Origin of the sequence: Bradyrhizobium sp. LTSP885, from assembly GCF_000938305.1 — a bacterium.
GTDB lineage: Bacteria > Pseudomonadota > Alphaproteobacteria > Rhizobiales > Xanthobacteraceae > Bradyrhizobium.
The window spans coordinates 472,689-490,499 of the sequence record NZ_JYMT01000038.1; the positions used below are offsets into that span (position 1 = coordinate 472,689).

Annotated in this window: 17 protein-coding genes; 6 read left to right on the forward strand and 11 right to left on the reverse strand. The window is 64.4% G+C overall.

The window, feature by feature from the left end; genetic code table 11:
• Nucleotides 1-2: 2 nt before the first annotated feature.
• The 3 genes from UP09_RS25950 to UP09_RS25960 are packed head-to-tail and all read left to right on the forward strand — an operon-like array spanning nt 3 to nt 3,924.
• Nucleotides 3-1,112: a microcin C ABC transporter permease YejB gene (locus UP09_RS25950; protein WP_044541107.1), complete on the forward strand. Its 1,110-nt coding sequence runs from the start codon at nt 3-5 to the stop codon at nt 1,110-1,112.
• Nucleotides 1,112-2,290 (forward strand): ABC transporter permease, encoded by a 1,179-nt coding sequence (locus UP09_RS25955; RefSeq protein WP_044541108.1) that lies wholly within the window; start codon nt 1,112-1,114, stop codon nt 2,288-2,290. The genes UP09_RS25950 and UP09_RS25955 overlap by 1 nt, the downstream gene beginning before the upstream one ends.
• A gap of 8 nt (nt 2,291-2,298) precedes the next feature.
• Nucleotides 2,299-3,924 carry an ABC transporter ATP-binding protein gene (locus UP09_RS25960; RefSeq protein WP_044541109.1) on the forward strand — a complete coding sequence of 542 codons (1,626 nt, stop codon included), beginning with the start codon at nt 2,299-2,301 and terminating at the stop codon, nt 3,922-3,924.
• Between the two features lie 121 nt (nt 3,925-4,045).
• Here the strand turns inward: UP09_RS25960 and UP09_RS25965 are convergent, their stop codons facing one another.
• Together UP09_RS25965 and UP09_RS25970 are read right to left on the reverse strand one after the other, a co-directional pair.
• Complete coding sequence (locus tag UP09_RS25965) at nt 4,046-4,888, reverse strand: C40 family peptidase (RefSeq protein ID WP_044541110.1); 843 nt, start codon at nt 4,886-4,888, stop codon at nt 4,046-4,048.
• Nucleotides 4,881-6,254, reverse strand: coding sequence for a leucyl aminopeptidase family protein (locus tag UP09_RS25970; RefSeq protein ID WP_044541111.1), 1,374 nt, complete (start codon nt 6,252-6,254; stop codon nt 4,881-4,883). Before UP09_RS25970 ends, UP09_RS25965 begins: the two co-directional genes overlap by 8 nt.
• A gap of 125 nt (nt 6,255-6,379) precedes the next feature.
• Between UP09_RS25970 and UP09_RS25975 the strand changes: the two genes are divergently transcribed.
• Complete coding sequence (locus UP09_RS25975) at nt 6,380-6,610, forward strand: hypothetical protein (protein ID WP_502689077.1); 231 nt, start codon at nt 6,380-6,382, stop codon at nt 6,608-6,610.
• Between the two features lie 310 nt (nt 6,611-6,920).
• Complete coding sequence (locus UP09_RS25980) at nt 6,921-7,748, forward strand: tetratricopeptide repeat protein (protein ID WP_044541112.1); 828 nt, start codon at nt 6,921-6,923, stop codon at nt 7,746-7,748.
• A 189-nt stretch (nt 7,749-7,937) separates the two neighbouring features.
• On the opposite strand, the gene UP09_RS25985 is transcribed toward UP09_RS25980, so the two are convergent.
• The 9 genes from UP09_RS25985 to UP09_RS26025 all read right to left on the reverse strand — a co-directional run bounded on the left by UP09_RS25985 (nt 7,938) and on the right by UP09_RS26025 (nt 16,671).
• Entirely contained in the window at nt 7,938-8,912 is a 975-nt protein-coding gene (locus tag UP09_RS25985; protein ID WP_044541113.1) for a type II secretion system F family protein, read from the reverse strand.
• Between the two features lie 9 nt (nt 8,913-8,921).
• Nucleotides 8,922-9,896 carry a type II secretion system F family protein gene (locus UP09_RS25990; protein ID WP_044541114.1) on the reverse strand — a complete coding sequence of 325 codons (975 nt, stop codon included), beginning with the start codon at nt 9,894-9,896 and terminating at the stop codon, nt 8,922-8,924.
• Between the two features lie 12 nt (nt 9,897-9,908).
• Nucleotides 9,909-11,372: a TadA family conjugal transfer-associated ATPase gene (locus tag UP09_RS25995; protein ID WP_044541115.1), complete on the reverse strand. Its 1,464-nt coding sequence runs from the start codon at nt 11,370-11,372 to the stop codon at nt 9,909-9,911.
• Nucleotides 11,373-11,396: 24 nt separating this feature from the next.
• The gene (locus UP09_RS26000; RefSeq protein ID WP_044541116.1) at nt 11,397-12,665 is read right to left on the reverse strand and encodes a CpaE/TadZ family protein; all 1,269 of its coding nucleotides are present in this window, start codon (nt 12,663-12,665) and stop codon (nt 11,397-11,399) included.
• Nucleotides 12,662-13,414 carry a CpaD family pilus assembly protein gene (locus UP09_RS26005; RefSeq protein WP_044541117.1) on the reverse strand — a complete coding sequence of 251 codons (753 nt, stop codon included), beginning with the start codon at nt 13,412-13,414 and terminating at the stop codon, nt 12,662-12,664. Before UP09_RS26005 ends, UP09_RS26000 begins: the two co-directional genes overlap by 4 nt.
• 9 nt (nt 13,415-13,423) lie before the next feature.
• The gene (locus UP09_RS26010) at nt 13,424-14,875 is read right to left on the reverse strand and encodes a type II and III secretion system protein family protein (RefSeq protein ID WP_082070281.1); all 1,452 of its coding nucleotides are present in this window, start codon (nt 14,873-14,875) and stop codon (nt 13,424-13,426) included.
• A gap of 44 nt (nt 14,876-14,919) precedes the next feature.
• Entirely contained in the window at nt 14,920-15,714 is a 795-nt protein-coding gene (gene cpaB, locus UP09_RS26015) for a Flp pilus assembly protein CpaB (protein WP_044541118.1), read from the reverse strand.
• A gap of 127 nt (nt 15,715-15,841) precedes the next feature.
• Nucleotides 15,842-16,366 carry an A24 family peptidase gene (locus UP09_RS26020; protein ID WP_044541119.1) on the reverse strand — a complete coding sequence of 175 codons (525 nt, stop codon included), beginning with the start codon at nt 16,364-16,366 and terminating at the stop codon, nt 15,842-15,844.
• A 140-nt stretch (nt 16,367-16,506) separates the two neighbouring features.
• Nucleotides 16,507-16,671, reverse strand: a complete 165-nt coding sequence (locus tag UP09_RS26025; protein WP_044541120.1) for a Flp family type IVb pilin — start codon at nt 16,669-16,671, stop codon at nt 16,507-16,509.
• A gap of 301 nt (nt 16,672-16,972) precedes the next feature.
• On the opposite strand from UP09_RS26025, the gene UP09_RS26030 reads away from it, so the two are divergent.
• The gene (locus UP09_RS26030; RefSeq protein ID WP_044541121.1) at nt 16,973-17,800 is read left to right on the forward strand and encodes a sterol desaturase family protein; all 828 of its coding nucleotides are present in this window, start codon (nt 16,973-16,975) and stop codon (nt 17,798-17,800) included.
• Nucleotides 17,801-17,811: the final 11 nt, after the last annotated feature.

Here is a 17,811-nt window from a genome sequence, read left to right on the forward strand (position 1 = left end):
CGATGAGCGCCTATCTCGCCCGGCGTATCTTGCTGATGGTGCCCACACTGCTCGGCATCCTGTTCGTTTCCTTCGTGGTCGTGCAGTTCGCGCCCGGCGGTCCGATCGAGCGCGTCATTGCCCAGATCAACGGTGCCGACACCGGCGGCACCTCGCGTGTCTCGGGCGGCGGCGGCGATTTCGCCGCGCAACGCGGCCAGAGCGGAGCGGCGGCCGGTGCGGTCAACTCGAAATACCGCGGCGCGCAGGGCCTCGACCCTGATTTCATCAAGAAGCTCGAGGTGCAGTTCGGCTTCGACAAGCCGGCACCGGAGCGTTTCGCGCTGATGGTGTGGAATTTCGCCCGCTTCGATTTCGGCAACAGCTATTTCCGCAGCGTCAGCGTGCTCCAGCTCATCAAGGAAAAGCTGCCGGTCTCGATCTCGCTCGGCATCTGGATGACGCTTCTGACCTATCTGATCTCGATCCCGCTCGGCATCCGCAAGGCGGTTCAGGACGGGTCGCGGTTCGACACCTGGACCTCGGCGGTGGTTATCGTCGGCTTCGCGATTCCCGGCTTCCTGTTCGCGATCCTGCTGATCATCCTGTTCGCCGGCGGCTCGTTCTTCAACATCTTCCCGCTGCGCGGCCTGACGTCGGATGGCTGGGCGCAATTCCCCTGGTACTGGAAGATCATCGATTATTTCTGGCATATCACGCTGCCGCTGATCTCGATGGCGCTCGGCGCCTTTGCCACCATGACGCTCTTGACCAAGAACTCGTTCCTCGACGAGATCCGCAAGCAATACGTGATGACGGCACGTGCGAAGGGCTGCAGCGAGCGGCAGGTGCTGTACAATCACATCTTCCGCAATGCCATGCTGATCGTGATCGCGGGCTTCCCGGGCGCGTTCATCCACGCCTTCTTCTCCGGATCGCTCCTGATCGAGACCATCTTCTCGCTCGACGGCCTCGGCCTGCTCGGTTTCGAGAGCGTGTTGAACCGCGACTATCCGGTGGTGTTTGGAACGCTGTTCATCTTTTCGCTGGTCGGTCTGGTGGTCAATCTGATCTCCGATCTCGCCTATATGTGGATCGATCCGCGGATCGATTTCGAGGCGCGGGAGGTCTGATGACGTTGCTCGCGCCCCAGCCGATCGAGACCTCGACGCAATCGCCGCTCGGCGAGGTGGTGCCCGCCACGCGCCACAGCTTCGCGCCGTCGCCGCTCAACAAGCGGCGCTGGGAGAACTTCAAGGCGAACCGCCGCGGCTACTGGTCGTTCTGGATCTTCCTTGTGCTGTTCGTGGTGTCGCTGTTCGCCAATGTGATCGCCAACGACAAGCCGCTGGTCGTCAAATATGACGGCCATCTCTATTGGCCGGTGCTGTTCAGCTATGCCGAGACCACCTTCGGCGGCGACTTCGAAACCGCGGCCGACTATCGCGATCCCTATCTGCAGAAGCAGATCGCCGCCAAGGGCGGCAGCATGATCTGGCCGCCGATCCGGTATTATTATGACAGCCGCAATCTCGATCCGCCGACGCCGGTGCCGTCGAAGCCGACCTGGCTGCTCACCGAGGCGCAGTGCAAGGATGTGGTGCAGAGAAAAGGCCTGAAGAGCTGCCGCGATCTCGAATACAACTGGCTCGGCACCGACGACCAGGGCCGCGACGTCGTCGCGCGACTGATCTACGGCTTCCGTATCTCGGTGCTGTTCGGCCTGACGCTGACCATCCTGTCTTCGATCATCGGCATTGCCGCCGGCGGCGTGCAGGGCTATTTCGGCGGCTGGATCGATCTCGGCTTCCAGCGTTTCATCGAGATCTGGACCGCGATCCCTTCGCTCTATCTGCTGCTGATCATCTCCGCGGTGCTGCCGCCCGGCTTCTTCATCCTGCTCGGCATCCTGCTGCTGTTCTCATGGGTGTCGCTGGTCGGCCTGGTGCGCGCCGAGTTCCTGCGCGGACGCAATTTCGAATACATCCAGGCGGCGCGTGCGCTCGGCGTCTCCAATGCCGTGATCATGTTCCGCCATCTGCTGCCGAATGCCATGGTCGCGACCATGACGTTCCTGCCGTTCATCGTGTCGTCCTCGGTGATGACGCTGACCGCGCTGGACTTCCTCGGCTTCGGCCTGCCGCCAGGCTCGCCGTCGCTCGGCGAATTGCTGTCGCAAGGCAAGGCCAATGTGCAGGCGCCGTGGCTCGGCTTCACCGGCTTCTTCTCGGTCGCGATCATGCTGTCGCTGCTGATCTTCATCGGTGAAGCCGCGCGCGACGCCTTCGATCCGCGCAAGACGTTCCGGTGAGCGCCGATATGGATGCCATCAACCAGCCCCTGCTCGATGTCCGCGACCTCTCGGTTGCGTTCGGCCGCTCGATCGCGGTCGACGGCATCTCGTTTTCCGTCAGGCGCGGCGAGTGCACGGCGCTGGTCGGCGAATCCGGGTCGGGTAAATCGGTCAGCGCGCTGTCGGTCCTGCGGCTATTGCCGTATCCGACGGCGTCACATCCTTCCGGGGCGATCCGCTTCAAGGGTCGCGATCTCCTGGGATCGTCGGAACGCGAAATGCGCGGGATTCGCGGCAACGACATCTCGATCATCTTCCAGGAGCCGATGACCTCGCTCAATCCGCTCCACACCATCGAGTCGCAGATCAGGGAGATCCTCAATCTCCACAATGGCATCAGCGGGTCGATGGCGCGGGCGCGGACGCTGGAGCTGTTGACCCAGGTCGGCATCCCCGAGCCGGAAACCCGGCTGCAGAGCTATCCGCACCAATTGTCCGGCGGCCAGCGTCAGCGCGTGATGATCGCGATGGCGCTGGCCAACGAGCCCGACCTTTTAATTGCAGACGAGCCGACCACCGCGCTCGATGTTACCGTGCAGGCGCAGATCCTGACGCTGCTCGCCGAGATCCGCACCCGGCTCGGCATGAGCATGCTGTTCATCACCCATGACCTCGGCATCGTCCGCCGTATCGCCGACACCGTCTGCGTGATGAACTCCGGCAAGATCGTCGAGCAGGGACCGGTCGAGCAGGTCTTCACCGCGCCGAAACATGCCTATACGAAGGCGCTGCTCGCGGCCGAGCCGAAGCCGGATCCGGCGCCGCCGCAGCCGGATGCGCCGATCGTGATGTCGGCAAATGATCTCAAGGTCTGGTTCCCGATCAAACGGGGCCTGCTGCGCTCGACCGTCGGCCACATCAAGGCGGTCGACGGCGTCAGCCTTGCGGTACGCAAGGGCGAGACGCTCGGCGTCGTCGGCGAATCCGGTTCCGGCAAGACCACGCTCGGGCTGGCGCTGCTGCGCCTGATCTCGTCCAATGGCCCGATCGTGTTCCTCGGCAAGGACATCCAGGGCCTGCGCTTCAAGGAGATGCGGCCGATCCGCCGCGACATGCAGATCGTGTTCCAGGATCCGTTCGGCTCGCTCAGCCCGCGCATGTCGGTGGACGACATCATCGCCGAGGGGCTCTTGGTGCATCAGCCGCAGCTGTCGCGCGAGGAACGCGAGGCGCGGGTGATCAAGGCGCTGAACGACGTTGGCCTCGATCCCGATTGGCGTTTCCGCTATCCGCATGAATTCTCCGGCGGCCAGCGCCAGCGCATCTCGATCGCGCGCGCGGTCGTGCTCGAGCCGAACTTCGTCGTGCTGGACGAGCCGACCTCGGCGCTCGACATGCTGCTGCAGGCGCAGATGGTCGACCTCTTGCGCAACCTGCAGCGCAAGCGCGATCTGACCTACATGTTCATCTCGCACGATTTGCGGGTGGTGGCCTCGCTCGCCAGCCATCTGATTGTGATGAAATCCGGCAAGGTCGAGGAGGAGGGGCCGGCCTCCGAGCTGTTCAAGAACCCGAAGAGCGACTACACCCGCGCGCTGTTCGCCGCGGCGTTCCGGCTGGAGACGGACGGCGAAGGCGCGGTCGCGACGTAATCACACCTCGTCATTCCGGGGCGACGCGAAAGCGTCGAGCCCGGAATCCATTCATCCGCGGAATGTGAGGCTTGATGGATTCCGGGCTCTCGCTTCGCGAGCCCCGGAATGGCGGGAGTGCTCAAAGCCGCTTGATCGCCGCGACTTCACTTCCGGCCGCCTTGATCCGCGCGATCGCGGCTTGGGTGTTCTCGACCGCGGTCGCCATGTGATGCGCATTGGCGTGCACGATGGTGGTGGCATCGCGCGCGATCGCGACGTGGCCTTTCCAGAAGATCAGGTCGCCGCGTTGCAGGTGCCTTGCTTCCGCGGCGGTCAGTTCCCGGCCGAGCCCGTCCTGCTGCATGTCGCTGTCGCGCGGGCAGCCGGTGCCGGCTGAGGTCAGCGCGATCTGGACCAGGCCGGAGCAATCGATTCCGAACGCGCTCTTGCCGCCCCACAGATAGGGCGTGCCGACGAACCGCTCGGCGAGGGCCACGAAGTCTGGCGCGATCAAATCGAGGGCGCCGAGATGTTGGCGCGGCAGATAGTGGCCGTCGCGTGTGACTGCGAACGATCCCTCTTCGCGCACCAACGTCACTGTCGCGGACATCGGGATGGCCTCGCTCGGCGGTAGCTTGATCGAGGGGCCGGCAAAGGCAAACGTCCAGAGCGCGGTCACCTTGTGCGTCGGGGCTGCCGCGGGCCGCATCAGCGCGCTGTCCGGCAGCCAGCCGACATAGCCGTCACTCACGAGCTGGCCCCAGGCCCAGCCTTCGCCGTTGCGGTCATAGATCGTCACGCGCTCGCCCTTCAGCGCCTGCGTCATCTGCTCGGCATCGGCGGCCGGAGCGGCGCGAAGCGGGGCGATTGCGTCGTTGACCTCGAACACCTGGCCTTCGACAAATCGATCGGCCTTGACCTTGCCCTCCAGGTATTTCGCGGCGACGTCGTCGCGGGCCGGTGTCAGGCGGGGGTCATGCATAGCGCTGGCTCAGCAATTTGTAGATGGCACGCGCAGCCTGGCATTCGCCGCCTTCGGGGCGGCCGGGCTTCGCCGAGGGCGTCCAGCCATAGATATCGACATGCAGCCAGCTTGTCGCGTGCTCGACGAAGCGTTGCAAGAACAGCGCGCAAATGATCGAGCCGGCAAAACCTCCTGACGGTGCGTTGTTGATGTCGGCAGTCTTGGAGTCGAGCCAGGCGTCGTAGGCCGGCCATAGCGGCATGCGCCACAACGGATCGTTCTCCCCCTTGGCGTGGGCGGTCACTTCACCGGCGAGGGTCTCATCATTGGTGTAAAAGGGCGGTAAATCCGGCCCCAGCGCCACGCGTGCCGCGCCGGTCAGGGTGCCCAGATCGACCAGCAGATCGGGCTTCTCCTCGTCGGCCAGCGCCAGCGCATCGGCGAGCACCAGCCGTCCCTCGGCGTCGGTGTTGCCGATCTCGACCGTGATGCCCTTGCGTGACCGGAAGACGTCGAGCGGACGGAATGCGTTGCCTGCAACGGCATTCTCGACCGCCGGAATCAGCACGCGCAGCCGCACCTTCAGCTTTGCGTCCATCACCATCTGCGCCAGCGCCAGCACGTTGGCGGCGCCGCCCATGTCCTTCTTCATGATCAGCATGCCGCTTGACGGCTTGAGGTCGAGCCCGCCGGTGTCGAAGCAGACGCCCTTGCCGACCAGCGTCACCTTCGGATGCGCCGGATCGCCCCAACTGATGTCGATCAGCCGCGGCGCCCGCGGCGAGGCCATCCCGACGGCGTGGATCAGGGGAAATCCCTGTTCGAGCGCGTCACCGGTGATGCAGTTGAAGTCGGCGCCGAACCGCGTTGCGAGCTCGCGCGCAGCTTCTGCCAATTCCGCCGGGCCCATGTCGTTGGACGGCATGTTGATGAGGTCGCGTGCGAGCGCCGCCGCATCAGCCATCCGCGCGATGTCGGCGGCGTCGACGGCGTCTGGCGGCACCAGGCGGACGTCGGGCGCCTCGTTCTTGCGATAGCGGCCGAAGCGGTAGCAGCCGAGCGCGAAGGCGAGCGTGGCGAGCCTGACGTCATGCGGTGCATTGGCAAAGCGGTAGACGCCCGGCGGCAACAGGCCGGGCAGTGCTCCCGGCCGGAACGGATCGGGCGCCTTGTGCGTCTCGTCTTCGAGACCGAACAGCACCTGCGCGATGCTGCCGTCCGACGCCGGCAAGGTCAGGCATTTGCCGGGCTTGGCCGCAAAGCCGTTGGCATCGGCGAACTGGCGTGCCGGCGACGGCAGCGTGTCCCGGATCGCATGCCAAGTCGCCTTGCTGGCGAAGGTGATGGGAATGGCGTTGGCTGAGCTCTCGAAGACGGACGGCATCGGAATCTCGGTGGTTATAGGATCGGCTGTTGGGATCGACTCTTGGGATCGGCTCGTCGCCTACTACACGCCTTTCGGCCTTTGTGGTAGGCTTGATGGATTGCTGCATCCGGGGAGGGGCTGACATGGCCAAGAAAATGGCCAAGAAAATCGCCAAGAAAGATCTCGACGGCAGGCATCGCGACAAGACCGGCCGTATCGACAAGAAGCACGGCAATACGCTGGTCGGATCGTTGCGCAAGACCTATGGCGAGCATTTCGCGGCCGGCCGCCGCAAGGACATGATGCTGAAGACGCTGCTCGCCGAGACGGACACCGACTCGCTGCACGCCTACTTGCGCAAGCATCACAAATAGCGGATCGCAGGATCGCATCCCGCGCCGTTCGAACGGCAAGCGATCGTTTCTCCGAGCGCCGGATGCGATTGCTGATGGGCGCTGTCACGCGTCCTGCATGCGCGCGTCGATGCGCCTTGCGGGCGGGATCGACAAGGGCCGGCGTCGGCTCGCCATGGCCCGTTGAAGCGACGCCTGCCTGTTGCCCACGCTCTGCTGCCAGCGCCTTGGGGCGCGGCGAGAGCGGCGATTAACCAGGCGTTAGGGTTAACGGTCTATTGCTGGCACGTTCGGCTCGGTCCATTCGCCCGATTTCGTGAGTCAAAGTGCCATGCGTCGACAGTCCAACCTGGCCCGGCATGCTGCCCGGCATCTCGCTTCCGCGGCCCTTGTGGCGATCCTGGCGGCAGGCCTCGGCGGTTGCCAGACCATGTCCGACGTCACCGGGTCGGTGGCCTCCCCGGAGTCGGTCGCCTCCCGGACGGATTCCACGCCCGATGATCCGCGCCGCGCTGCCGAACTCTATGGCGATCGTTATCGCAAGAATCCCAAGGATGTCGACTCCGCGATCGCCTATGGCCAGGCCTTGCGCGCCACCGGCCAGCGATCGCAGGCCTGCGCGGTGCTGGAGCAGGCCACCATCGCCAATCCCGGTAACAAGCCGCTGCTCGCCGCCTACGGCCGTGCGCTTGCCGACAACGGCAATTCGCAGGCCGCGTTCGATGTGCTGAGCCGGGCCCACACCCCGGAAAATCCGGACTGGCGCATCCTGTCGGTGCAGGGAACCACCCTCGACAAGATGGGCAAGCACGAAGAAGCGCGCCGCTACTATGCCAGCGCGCTGCGCTTCGTCCCGGACGAACCGTCGGTGCTGTCCAATCTCGGCCTCTCCTACATGCTGACCAAGGAACTGCCGAAGGCCGAGGAGACGCTGCGCCGGGCCTATGCCAGCGCCAGGGCCGACGCGCGGATAAGGCAGAACCTCGCGCTCGTCGTCGGCCTGCAGGGCCGCTTCGCCGAAGCTGAAAGCATCGTCAAGGCCGATCTGCCGGCGGATGAGGCCGCCGCCAATGTCGCCTATCTGCGGGAGATGCTGAACCGCAAGGACGGTCGTCCGATGGCGTCAAGGTCGGCGCCGGTGGTCGCGCAGGACGACTAAATAAGCCCCGTCATCGATGGTCACGCGCCGCCGCTTGCGGCGACGAACCGCCCGGTCAAGCCGGGCGTTTCCACGCGCGGGCGCGCCTGGAGCACTTTCGGTTCTGATTGAATCAGAACCGAAGCTCTAGATTCTTGTTTTGGCGCGTTTTCTTCACGCGAACCGGTATCCACTTCGTTCGAAAACGCTCTAATGCATCGCGCTGAATTTGATGTAGGACGGTCCGAGGATCACGATGAACAGACAGGGCAGGAAGAACAGGATCATCGGCACGGTCAGCTTGGGCGGCAGCGCCGCCGCCTTCTTCTCGGCCTCGTTCATGCGCATGTCGCGGTTTTCCTGCGCCATCACGCGCAAGCTCTGACCGAGCGGCGTGCCGTAGCGTTCGGATTGTTGCAGGGCCAGACACACCGACTTCACGCCCTCGAGGCCGGTGCGGCGCGCCAGGTTCTCATAGGCCGTCTTGCGATCCTGCAGGTAGGACAGCTCCGCCGTCGTCAGCGCGAACTCCTCCGACAGCGCCACCGACTGCCCGGCGATCTCGTTGGCCACCTTGCGGAAGGCGACCTCGACCGACATGCCGGACTCGATACAGATCAGCAGCAGGTCGAGCGAGTCGGGGAAGGCGCGCTTGATCGAGAGCTGGCGCTTGGTGATGGCGTTCTTCAGGAACAGCATCGGCGCCTGCAGGCCGCCATAGGCGGCTGCGACGCAGATGCCGATCTTGAGCATGATCGACCAGTCCTGTCCCGCAATGAAGAAAGTATAGACGATGGCGCCGATCAGCATCACGATCGGTGCAACGCCGCGCGCGAACAGGAAGGTGACATAAGGCGCGTGGCCGCGATAGCCCGCCATCACGAGCTTCTCGAGCGCTGATTCCTGGGCGAGCCATTTGGTGAGGTTGAGGTCGTCCACCACCTTGGAGACGACCTGCTTCGGCGTCTGGCGCAGCGAGACCTTCTCCGTCTTGGCGAGACGGTCGCGTTCGCGCTGCCGGATGCGCTCGCGTTCGCTGGCGACGGCCTTCATACGCTTGTTGAGATCGCCGCCGGCCAGCAGCGGCATCACCAGCGTATAGACCGTCGCGCTTGCCGCAAAGAAGGCAAGCAGCATCGTCATGAACCTGACGTCATGGAGCTTAGTGACGAGGAAATCGAGCATGCTGCACCGTCAGAAATCGAAGTTGATCATTTTCTTCATCACGAGAACGCCCATGCTCATCCAGACTGCGCAGGCGACCAGCATCAGCTGGCCGGTCGGATTGGTCCACAGCACTCCGATGTAGTCCGGGGTCGTGACGAACACGAGGAGCATGACGACGGGCGGCAGCGAGCCGATGATGCCCGCGGAGGCTTTCGCTTCCATCGACATGGCCTGGATCTTCTCAGCCATCTTCTTGCGGTCGCGCAGCACCTTGGACAGGTTGCCGAGCGCTTCCGACAGATTGCCGCCGGATTTCTGCTGGATCGCGATCACGATGCCGAAAAAGTTCGCTTCCGGCAGCGGCATGCGTTCGTAAAGCCGGGCGCAGGCCTCGCCGAGCGGCATGCCGATGGTCTGGGTTTCGATAATCTGGAGGAACTCGCTGCGCAGCGGCTCCGGCGAGTCGCTGGCGACCACCTTGATGGATTCGAACAGCGGCAGGCCGGCCTTGATGCCGCGCACGATGACGTCCACGGCATCGGGCAGCGCCTTCAGGAAAGCCTTTTCCCGTCGCTTCTTCAGGAAACTGAGCATCCAGCGCGGCAAGCCAAGGCCCATGGCAAAGCCGATGCCGGCCGCACCGAGCAGGCCGCCGCCGGCGATGAACGCGCCGCCGGACCCGACCAGGCAGAGCACGCCGGAGATGATCCAGAATTTCTGTTCGGACCATCCCAGTCCGGCCTGCGCGATGCGCATGCCGAGCGGGACCTTCTTGTCCTTCTTGGCCCGCGCCTCGAGTTCCTTCAGCGATCCCTCGACCTGCTCGCGGCGGGACCGTGTGCGGTCGGGGCTTCGCGCGGCCGTGGGCTCGGTGCGTGCCACCGACGCGCGACGCGACTCGGCCTTCTTCTCCCCGGAGAGGTAGGGATACAGGAAGACCCAGGCGAGGCCGCCGACGGTGGTGGCGGCGAGGAAGGCCAGGGCAAGGGTTTGCATTTGCATCGGGCGTGTCCCTTAGTCCGGCGGCGGGGCGTCAGCGGCATCGAGTGCGGCCGCGAGCCGGTTCTCTTCGTTATAGTAGCGCGCACGGTCCCAGAATTTCGGCCGGCCGATGCCGGTCGAGCGGTGCTTGCCGATGATCTTGCCGTTGGCGTCTTCCCCGATCAGGTCGTACAGGAAGATGTCCTGGGTGATGATGGTATCGCCTTCCATTCCCATCACCTCGGTGATGTGGGTGATGCGGCGCGAGCCGTCGCGCAGGCGGGCCGCCTGGACGATCACGTCGATCGAGGCGCAGATCATCTCGCGGATCGTTCGCGAAGGAAGCGAAAAGCCGCCCATGGTGATCATGGATTCGCAGCGCGACAGCGCTTCGCGCGGGTTGTTGGCATGCAACGTGCCCATCGAGCCGTCATGGCCGGTGTTCATCGCCTGCAACAGGTCGAAAGCCTCGGGTCCGCGGACTTCGCCGACGATGATGCGCTCGGGGCGCATACGGAGGCAGTTGCGGACCAGTTCGCGCATCGTGACCTGGCCTTCGCCCTCGATGTTCGGGGGCCGGGTTTCCAGTCGCACCACATGCGGCTGCTGCAGCTGCAGTTCGGCGGCGTCTTCGCAGGTGATGACACGCTCGTCGTGCTCGATATAATTGGTAAGGCAGTTCAGCAGCGTGGTTTTTCCCGAGCCGGTACCGCCAGAGATCAGCACATTGCAGCGGACGCGGCCGATGATCTGCAGGATGGTCGCGCCTTCCGGGCTGATCGCGCCGAACTTGACGAGCTGGTCCAGCGTCAGCTTGTCCTTCTTGAACTTGCGGATGGTGAGTGCGGGGCCGTCGATCGCCAGCGGCGGCACGATGGCGTTGACGCGCGAGCCGTCAGCGAGGCGGGCGTCGCAGATCGGCGAGGATTCGTCGACGCGCCGGCCGACCTGGCTGACGATGCGCTGGCAGATGTTCAGGAGCTGCTGGTTGTCGCGGAAGCGGATGCCGGTCTTCTGGATCTTGCCGGCGACTTCGATGAACACGGTGCCGGCACCGTTGACCATGATGTCGGCGATGTCGTCGCGCGACAGCAGTGGCTCCAGCGGACCATAACCAAGGACGTCGTTGCAGATGTCGTCGAGCAGTTCCTCCTGCTCGGCGATCGACATCACGATGTTCTTGATCGCGATGATCTCGTTGACGATGTCGCGGATTTCCTCGCGCGCCGACTCGCTGTCCAGCTTGGCGAGCTGGGCGAGGTCGATCGCCTCGATCAGGGCTCCGAAGATCGTCGCCTTGACCTGATAGTAGTTGTCGGAGCGCCGGGCTTCGACGGTGGGAGCAGGCGGCGGCTTCGCCGGTGCAAGCGGCGGCGACGATATCGTCGGCGCGTTGGGCTCGCGCGAAATAGCCGGCTGACCGGCGGGTTCCGGCGCCTGAAATGCGGGCTTGGAGGCCCGCACGTCCACATCGTTTCCGCTACGCTTACCAAACACGACGTCTTGACTCCAGGCGGGCCGTTACTTGGACCGCAGCTTTTCGAGCAGGGGCGACAGGAATGACCCCCTCGGCTTCTTGGTCTCGCCGCGGCCTGTCAGCCGCTGCGCCATTTGCAGGAACATCTCAACCGCACGATGATTGGCGGCGATCTCCGCGATCATCTGGCCGTTATTGGCGGCCGAACCGAAGATCTGCGGATCGAACGGGATGGTAGCGATCGGCGGGCTTTCGATCGCCTTGGCGAATTCGCTGGCCGCGATCTCCGGACGTTTCGGCACCCCGACCTGGTTCAGGCAGTACAGGGGTGCGCGGTCGTTCGGCCGGGCCGCCTTCAGCAGGTCGAACATGTTCTTGGCATTGCGCAGATTGGCGAGGTCGGGCGCCGCCACGATCAGGATATCGTCGGCAGCGATCAGCGCCCGCTTGGTCCAGCCCGACCATTGGTGGGGAATGTCGAGCACGATACAGGGCATCGTGGTGCGCAGCGTATCGAAGATCGAGTCGAACGCCTCGGCTCCGAAATCGTAGACCTTGTCGAGCGTCGCCGGCGCCGCCAGCAGGCTCAGATGGTCGGTGCATTTCGACAGCAGGCGGTCGACGAAGGCCGTGTCGACGCGGTCGGGCGAGAACACCGCGTCGGCGATGCCTTGCGCCGGGTCCTGGTTGTAGTTGAGGCCCGCGGTGCCGAATGCGAGATCGAGATCGGCGACCACCGAATCCAGCGCCAGGTCGCGGGCGATCGCCCAGGCGACGTTGTGGGCGATCGTCGAGGAACCGACGCCACCCTTGGCGCCGACGACCGCGACGACGCGCCCGACGGCCTTGGCCTCCGGTGCCGAGAACAGGTTGCAGACCGCGCGCACCACGTCGATCGTGTGGGCCGGCGCGATCACATAGTCGCTGACGCCGCGGCGGACCAGTTCGCGATACAGCGTGACGTCGTTGATCTTGCCGATCACGATCACGCGGGTACCCGCGTCGCAGACCGTGGCGAGGTGATCGAGGCCGGTCAGCACGTCGTTGCGGCCTTCGGTCTCGAGGATGATGACGTTGGGCGTCGGCGCCGAGCGGTAGGCCTCGACGGCGGCCGCCATGCCGCCCATCTGGATCTTGAGATGGGCCTTGGCCAGCCGGCGGTCTTCGCCCGCCGACTGTACGGCGGCAGCGGTCTCGACCGTTTCGCAGAACGCCTGGACCGAAACCCGCGGCGCCGGCGCAATATGATCGTCCGCGGCCGGCGGCGTGACGTCCGTCTGCTGGTCGGAGTTTTGCTGCGCGTAGGTGATCATTTGCCTGTGTCGCTGAGTTTGGCCTTGTCGGACTCGGGATAGGCCGTCGCGGTGGCGGTACCCTTGCGATATTTTTCAAAGGCGATGCCACGTCGCGGCGTATAGGCCGGGGTCTCCGCGCGCGGCTGGACGAGGTCCGCTGGATTCTCGACCATGGATGCGAGGTTGCGCTGGTTGGCGCAGCCGAAATTGTAATACTGTTTGTTCTCGAGATAGGACGGGTTATGGACCGACGTGCCGAGGTCTTCCGGCCAGATGCCGCACGGCCCGGCGACCGCCGTGATCCTCGGATAGTTCACCCGGATCGCCGGCATCTGGCGCGGATCCTCGGGATGATATTTGCGAACCAGAATCCCGCGCGGCGGCACACCGACGGCGGCGAAGGTGGCCTGGATCTCGCGCAGCGAATCCTGGGCGGCGCGTGCGTTCGCGGTGTCGACGGGAACGTCGACGCTGACGGCACCGGTACCCTCGCGCATCCAGTCCTGCGCCATCCCCGTCACCTCGGCGCGCTGCTCGGCGGTCAGGCCGCCGCGGCCGCGGCCGACAAAGACCACGATCGAGCGATCGGCCTCGGTAACCGCGATCGGATGACGCTGCCGATAGTCGGCCGGCGCGTTCACCATCGCGAGGCTGTCATCAGAGGTGTGCTGGCAGGCGCCCAGCGTCACGGCCAAGCCGACGAGTGCGCCGGCGAGACCAAGGGCGCGCTTGCGTTCGGCGGGTATTGTGGATGTCGTCTGTGTCATCGTCCCGCCTCAGTCAGTGATGAAGCCGTAAGTGCCGCGGTAATTCCGCGCCGGCTCGGTGCGGCCAGGTACGCCGTAGATCCGATTGATGCTGCCCAACAGGTCAGCCTGCGGATCGGCGGCGTTGGCGAAGCCATCATCCGGACGCGAGAGATCCTTCTGGGCTACCGCGCGGACGATGTAAGGCGTCACCAGCACCATCAGCTCGGTCTGGTTGTTGACGAAGTCACGACTGCGAAACAGCGTCCCGAGCACGGGCAGCTCCGCCAGTCCGGGCAGACCGTTAATGGCCTGCTTGGTCTGGTCCTGGATCAGGCCGGCCATCGCCATCGAGCCGCCGGAGGGGATTTCCAGCGTGGTTTCGGCGCGGCGGGTCTTGATCGAGGGAATCGTCGTTCCGCCCTGGCCGCCGGTCAGCGCGTTGTCGCTCGACACTTCGGACACTTCCGTCATCACCCGCAGGCTGATCCGTCCCTCGGTCAGCACCACCGGCGTGAAGTTGAGCGAGATGCCGAACTTCTTGAAGCTGACCGTTTGAACGCACTGTCCGATCGCGCCCGACGTCGTCGTCTGGCAGGTCACGCCGGTCGGAATTGGAAACTCGCCGCCCGAGATGAAGGTCGCCGCTTCGCCGGAAATCGCGGTCAGGTTTGGCTCGGCGAGTGTCCGTATGACACCGGCGCTTTCCATGGCGCGTATCGTCGCCGACACCGATGGCGTGCTGCCGAACGCGGTGGTGATGGCATTGCCGGATGCGAGCGGACCGTTGTTGGCGGTAAACGCGTTACTGTTGGCGAACTTCACCACTGCCGTGCCGTAGTTGAGGTTGGCGGTGAGGTCGATGCCGAGCTGCTTGATCAGGCTGCGCGAGACTTCGGCGACGGTGACCTTTAGCATCACCTGGTCGCGGCCCCGAACCGAGATGGAGTTCACGACCTTGTCGGCGCTGCCGGCGAGCCGCGCGACGATGTCGGCGGCCTGCTGCGCCTCGATCGGGGTCGCCGCGCTTCCGGTCAGCATGACGCCGTCGCCGACGCCCTCGATCTGAATATCGGCATTGGGCATCGCCTGCTTGAGCGCGGCGCGTACGCCGTTGAGGTCGCGCTTGACGGCGATGTCGTAGGCGGCGATCTGCTGGCCGGCGGCGTCGAAGAACACGATGTTGGTCTGGCCGACGGTGGCGCCGATGATGTAGGCGCGCTGCGCCGAGCGGACCACGGCATTGGCGATCTTGGGATCGGCGACCAGTACGTCCTTGATGTCCCGCGGCAGGTCGATCACTACAGATTTGCCGATGCCGAGCGCCAGGAAGCGCGCATTCATCTGGCCGTCGGAAGCTGCGGGCGCGGGCGCGGGCGCGGCGACGCGGTAGTCGCTCGCCACCACCGGGCTCAATGCCGGGTTGAGCGTAAGCGCCGCGACCGCCGCAAACGACAGCGCGCGGATCGTGAATGCCCGCATCGTCCGTTGCGTTACCCTGCACGTCATCTCGTGTGCCCTCATCGTCACTTCTGCATCGTCGCTTGGCTTGCAACGCCGTAGCGGATGACGTTCACCGTCTCACCGCGCTTGGTGCGGTTGTCATCGCCCTTGACGTCGACCTGGTTGACGTCGGCGATGCTGCGCAGCGCGAGCGACAGCGTTCCGCTCTGGCGCGCGCGCGCCAATGTCTCGGTCTGTTCGGGCTTCAGCTCCAGCGTCACGGTCTTGCCGACCAGCGCGTTGGTACCGTCCTTCTCCTTGGGGGCCTGATCGATCGCGAGCACGCGGACATTGGTCAGGATGACCTCGGAATTGACAATGTCGGCGCCGCTGCGGTCCGGGTTCTTGTCCCGCTTGGATAGCAGGACGTCGACCCGGTCGTTCGGCAGGATGAAGCCGCCGGCACCGGTCTCGGGGGAAATTTCGGTCGATACCGCGCGCATGCCGGTCGGCAGGATTGCGGCCATGAAGCCGCTTCCGTCGGCCTTGACGAGCTTTTGCTCGCGGATCGGCTCGCCCTGAATGAACGGAGCGCGCGCGATCGAGCCGGTGATGTCCTTGATAGCGTCGGCGTTGGCGTCCTTGCGCATGAAGCTGCTGCTGGCGGTGGCGGCGGGCCAGGTCTGCCACTGCAGATCGTCAGGCTTCACGGTCTGGCCGAGGCCGATGTCGGACCGTGCGACCAGGATGTCGACCGTCGGCAGCTGCGCGACCGCAGGGGCGGGGGCCGGCTTGTTGTCGCTTCCGCTCGCCAGATAGAGGGCCGCGAGGCCGGCGCAGCCTGCGATAGCCAGGACCAGAATGCGGGCGGTATTCATTACGCTTCACTTTCCACATGACGCCGCGACGCTGCCGCCGCTGTGATGGGAGTTGACCAGCTATTCGTCAAAGCATGGTTAATGAGGCGTATCTAAATCGCCTTAACGGGTGGTTACCCGCGGGCCGTCAGCGCATGGCGAAGTGCGCGAGGTCGATCGTCTTGATCCAGTCGGTGTCCGGATAGATCATCAACGCGCCGAGGGCGAGCGCGATGCCGTAGGGAATCCCGGTCTGCTTGTCGTGCAGGCGGGTAAGCCAGGGCTGGGACGTGAAGGCGTAGGGCAGCGGCCACTGCCTGAGCTGCAGCAGCAGCACGGTCAGCGCGCCGCCGAACAGCGACGCCAGGACCAGATAGTCGAGCAGATGGTCGAACCCGAACCAGAGGCCGATGGCTGCCGCGACCTTGGCGTCTCCGCCCCCGACCCATCCCATGGCGAACATGCTGAACGCCACCACGAGCACCAGCGCACCGGCGCCGGCATGGTTGAGGACGTCGTGGACGTTCATCCCGGTCAGCGGCGCCATGACGACGAAGCCCGCCAGCAGCGCCAGCGAGACCCGGTTCGGAATCGTCATGGTGAGGAGATCGCTCGCCGCCGCGAATGCCATCAGGGCCGGAAACAGCATCAAGCGCGCGATGTCGAGGATCATGGATGAAACGCCGTCGAGCTGGAGCTGAGGTCGAGACCCGACGCTAGCGGCCAATGGTGAACAATCGGGAAAGGATCGTCCGCAAATAGCAAAGGTCCCGGGGATACCGGGACCTTTGAGGCGAATTCGTAGAAACCCGCTTACCTGAGCGAGGTCGAGATCGAGGTGAAGGTGGTGGACAGCGCCTTGCCGACGCCGTTGACGGCGGCAATGATCGCGATCGCGATGCCGGTCGCAATCAGACCGTACTCGATGGCGGTCGCGCCGGATTCGTCCTTCACGAAACGCGAAACGAGATTCTTCATAAATGACTCCTGTGTACACGTGGCTGGTCGAACTAGATCTGGTCTGGCCGGCGTTCTCAGCACCGTGACCATGCGGGCACCCTAAGGTTCGACAATTGCGGCGCAGTTAATTTGATCGCGCAAAGTCGGGGGGAACCCGCAGTTGTTGCGCACAGTAAATTTGGCATTAAGCCGCATGAACAAATTGCCGAATACTGTCTTGAGCGGATGTCCGGCCGGTCCGGATTCACAGCTCCTTAAGCGGAAGCCGATAGGCAAGAGACTTGCTATTAAAAGAAACTTGTCATTGAACGAGGCTACCATGTCCACGCTGCCCCTTGAAGTCATCGAGATGATGGGTCAGACGATGATGAAGGTGGCGCCGATCACGATCGGGCTGGCGCTCGTCTTCACGGTGTTGGCCCACTTCTGGGCCTGCAACCCCGGCAAGCCCTGGTGGCAGAAGCGCGAGCTCGTCACCGACATCTGCTACTGGTTCTTCGTGCCGGTGTTCGCCCGCGTGCTCCGCATCGGCCTGCTGGTGGTGGGCGCGGCTGCCGTCTTCAACGTGCATGGCGCCGACGAGCTGATCGCGTTCTACGACAATGGACATGGCCCGCTGTCGCAGCTGCCGCTCGCGCTGCAGGCGATCATCTTCCTGGTTGCCTCCGACTTCATGCTGTACTGGCTGCACCGGATGTTCCACGGCGGCGGCTTCTGGAAGTACCATGCCATCCATCATTCCTCCGAAGATCTCGAATGGATCTCGGCGGCGCGCTTCCATCCCGTCAACCTCTTGATCGGCACAATCACGGTCGATGTGATCCTGCTGATGGCCGGCATCTCGCCGAACATCATGCTGTGGGTTGGTCCCTTCACCACATTCCACTCCGCGTTCGTCCACGCCAACCTGAACTGGACGCTCGGCCCGTTCAAATATGTGATCGCGACACCGGTGTTCCATCGCTGGCATCACACCTCCCTCGAGGAGGGCGGCGACACCAACTTTGCGGGCACGTTCCCGATCTGGGATATCCTGTTCGGAACGTTCCGGATGCCCAACAATGTGCTGCCGGAGACCTACGGTGCCGACGACAAGGCGATCCCGACCGAGATCGCCGGACAGTTGGCCTATCCGTTCCGTCAATGATCTGATTGGCC

Bases quoted from the DNA above. Each gene is read 5' to 3' on its own strand.
- UP09_RS25990 (WP_044541114.1), bottom strand. From the start codon at position 9,896: ATGCAAATGCAAACCCTTGCCCTGGCCTTCCTCGCCGCCACCACCGTC.
- UP09_RS25970 (WP_044541111.1), bottom strand. From the start codon at position 6,254: ATGCCGTCCGTCTTCGAGAGCTCAGCCAACGCCATTCCCATCACCTTC.
- UP09_RS25950 (WP_044541107.1), top strand. From the start codon at position 3: ATGAGCGCCTATCTCGCCCGGCGTATCTTGCTGATGGTGCCCACACTG.
- UP09_RS25955 (WP_044541108.1), top strand. From the start codon at position 1,112: ATGACGTTGCTCGCGCCCCAGCCGATCGAGACCTCGACGCAATCGCCG.
- UP09_RS25985 (WP_044541113.1), bottom strand. From the start codon at position 8,912: ATGCTCGATTTCCTCGTCACTAAGCTCCATGACGTCAGGTTCATGACG.
- cpaB (WP_044541118.1), bottom strand. From the start codon at position 15,714: ATGAATACCGCCCGCATTCTGGTCCTGGCTATCGCAGGCTGCGCCGGC.
- UP09_RS25965 (WP_044541110.1), bottom strand. From the start codon at position 4,888: ATGCATGACCCCCGCCTGACACCGGCCCGCGACGACGTCGCCGCGAAA.
- UP09_RS25975 (WP_502689077.1), top strand. From the start codon at position 6,380: ATGGCCAAGAAAATGGCCAAGAAAATCGCCAAGAAAGATCTCGACGGC.
- UP09_RS25980 (WP_044541112.1), top strand. From the start codon at position 6,921: ATGCGTCGACAGTCCAACCTGGCCCGGCATGCTGCCCGGCATCTCGCT.
- UP09_RS26005 (WP_044541117.1), bottom strand. From the start codon at position 13,414: ATGACACAGACGACATCCACAATACCCGCCGAACGCAAGCGCGCCCTT.
- UP09_RS26000 (WP_044541116.1), bottom strand. From the start codon at position 12,665: ATGATCACCTACGCGCAGCAAAACTCCGACCAGCAGACGGACGTCACG.
- UP09_RS26025 (WP_044541120.1), bottom strand. From the start codon at position 16,671: ATGAAGAATCTCGTTTCGCGTTTCGTGAAGGACGAATCCGGCGCGACC.
- UP09_RS26020 (WP_044541119.1), bottom strand. From the start codon at position 16,366: ATGATCCTCGACATCGCGCGCTTGATGCTGTTTCCGGCCCTGATGGCA.
- UP09_RS25960 (WP_044541109.1), top strand. From the start codon at position 2,299: ATGGATGCCATCAACCAGCCCCTGCTCGATGTCCGCGACCTCTCGGTT.
- UP09_RS26030 (WP_044541121.1), top strand. From the start codon at position 16,973: ATGTCCACGCTGCCCCTTGAAGTCATCGAGATGATGGGTCAGACGATG.
- UP09_RS26010 (WP_082070281.1), bottom strand. From the start codon at position 14,875: ATGCGGGCATTCACGATCCGCGCGCTGTCGTTTGCGGCGGTCGCGGCG.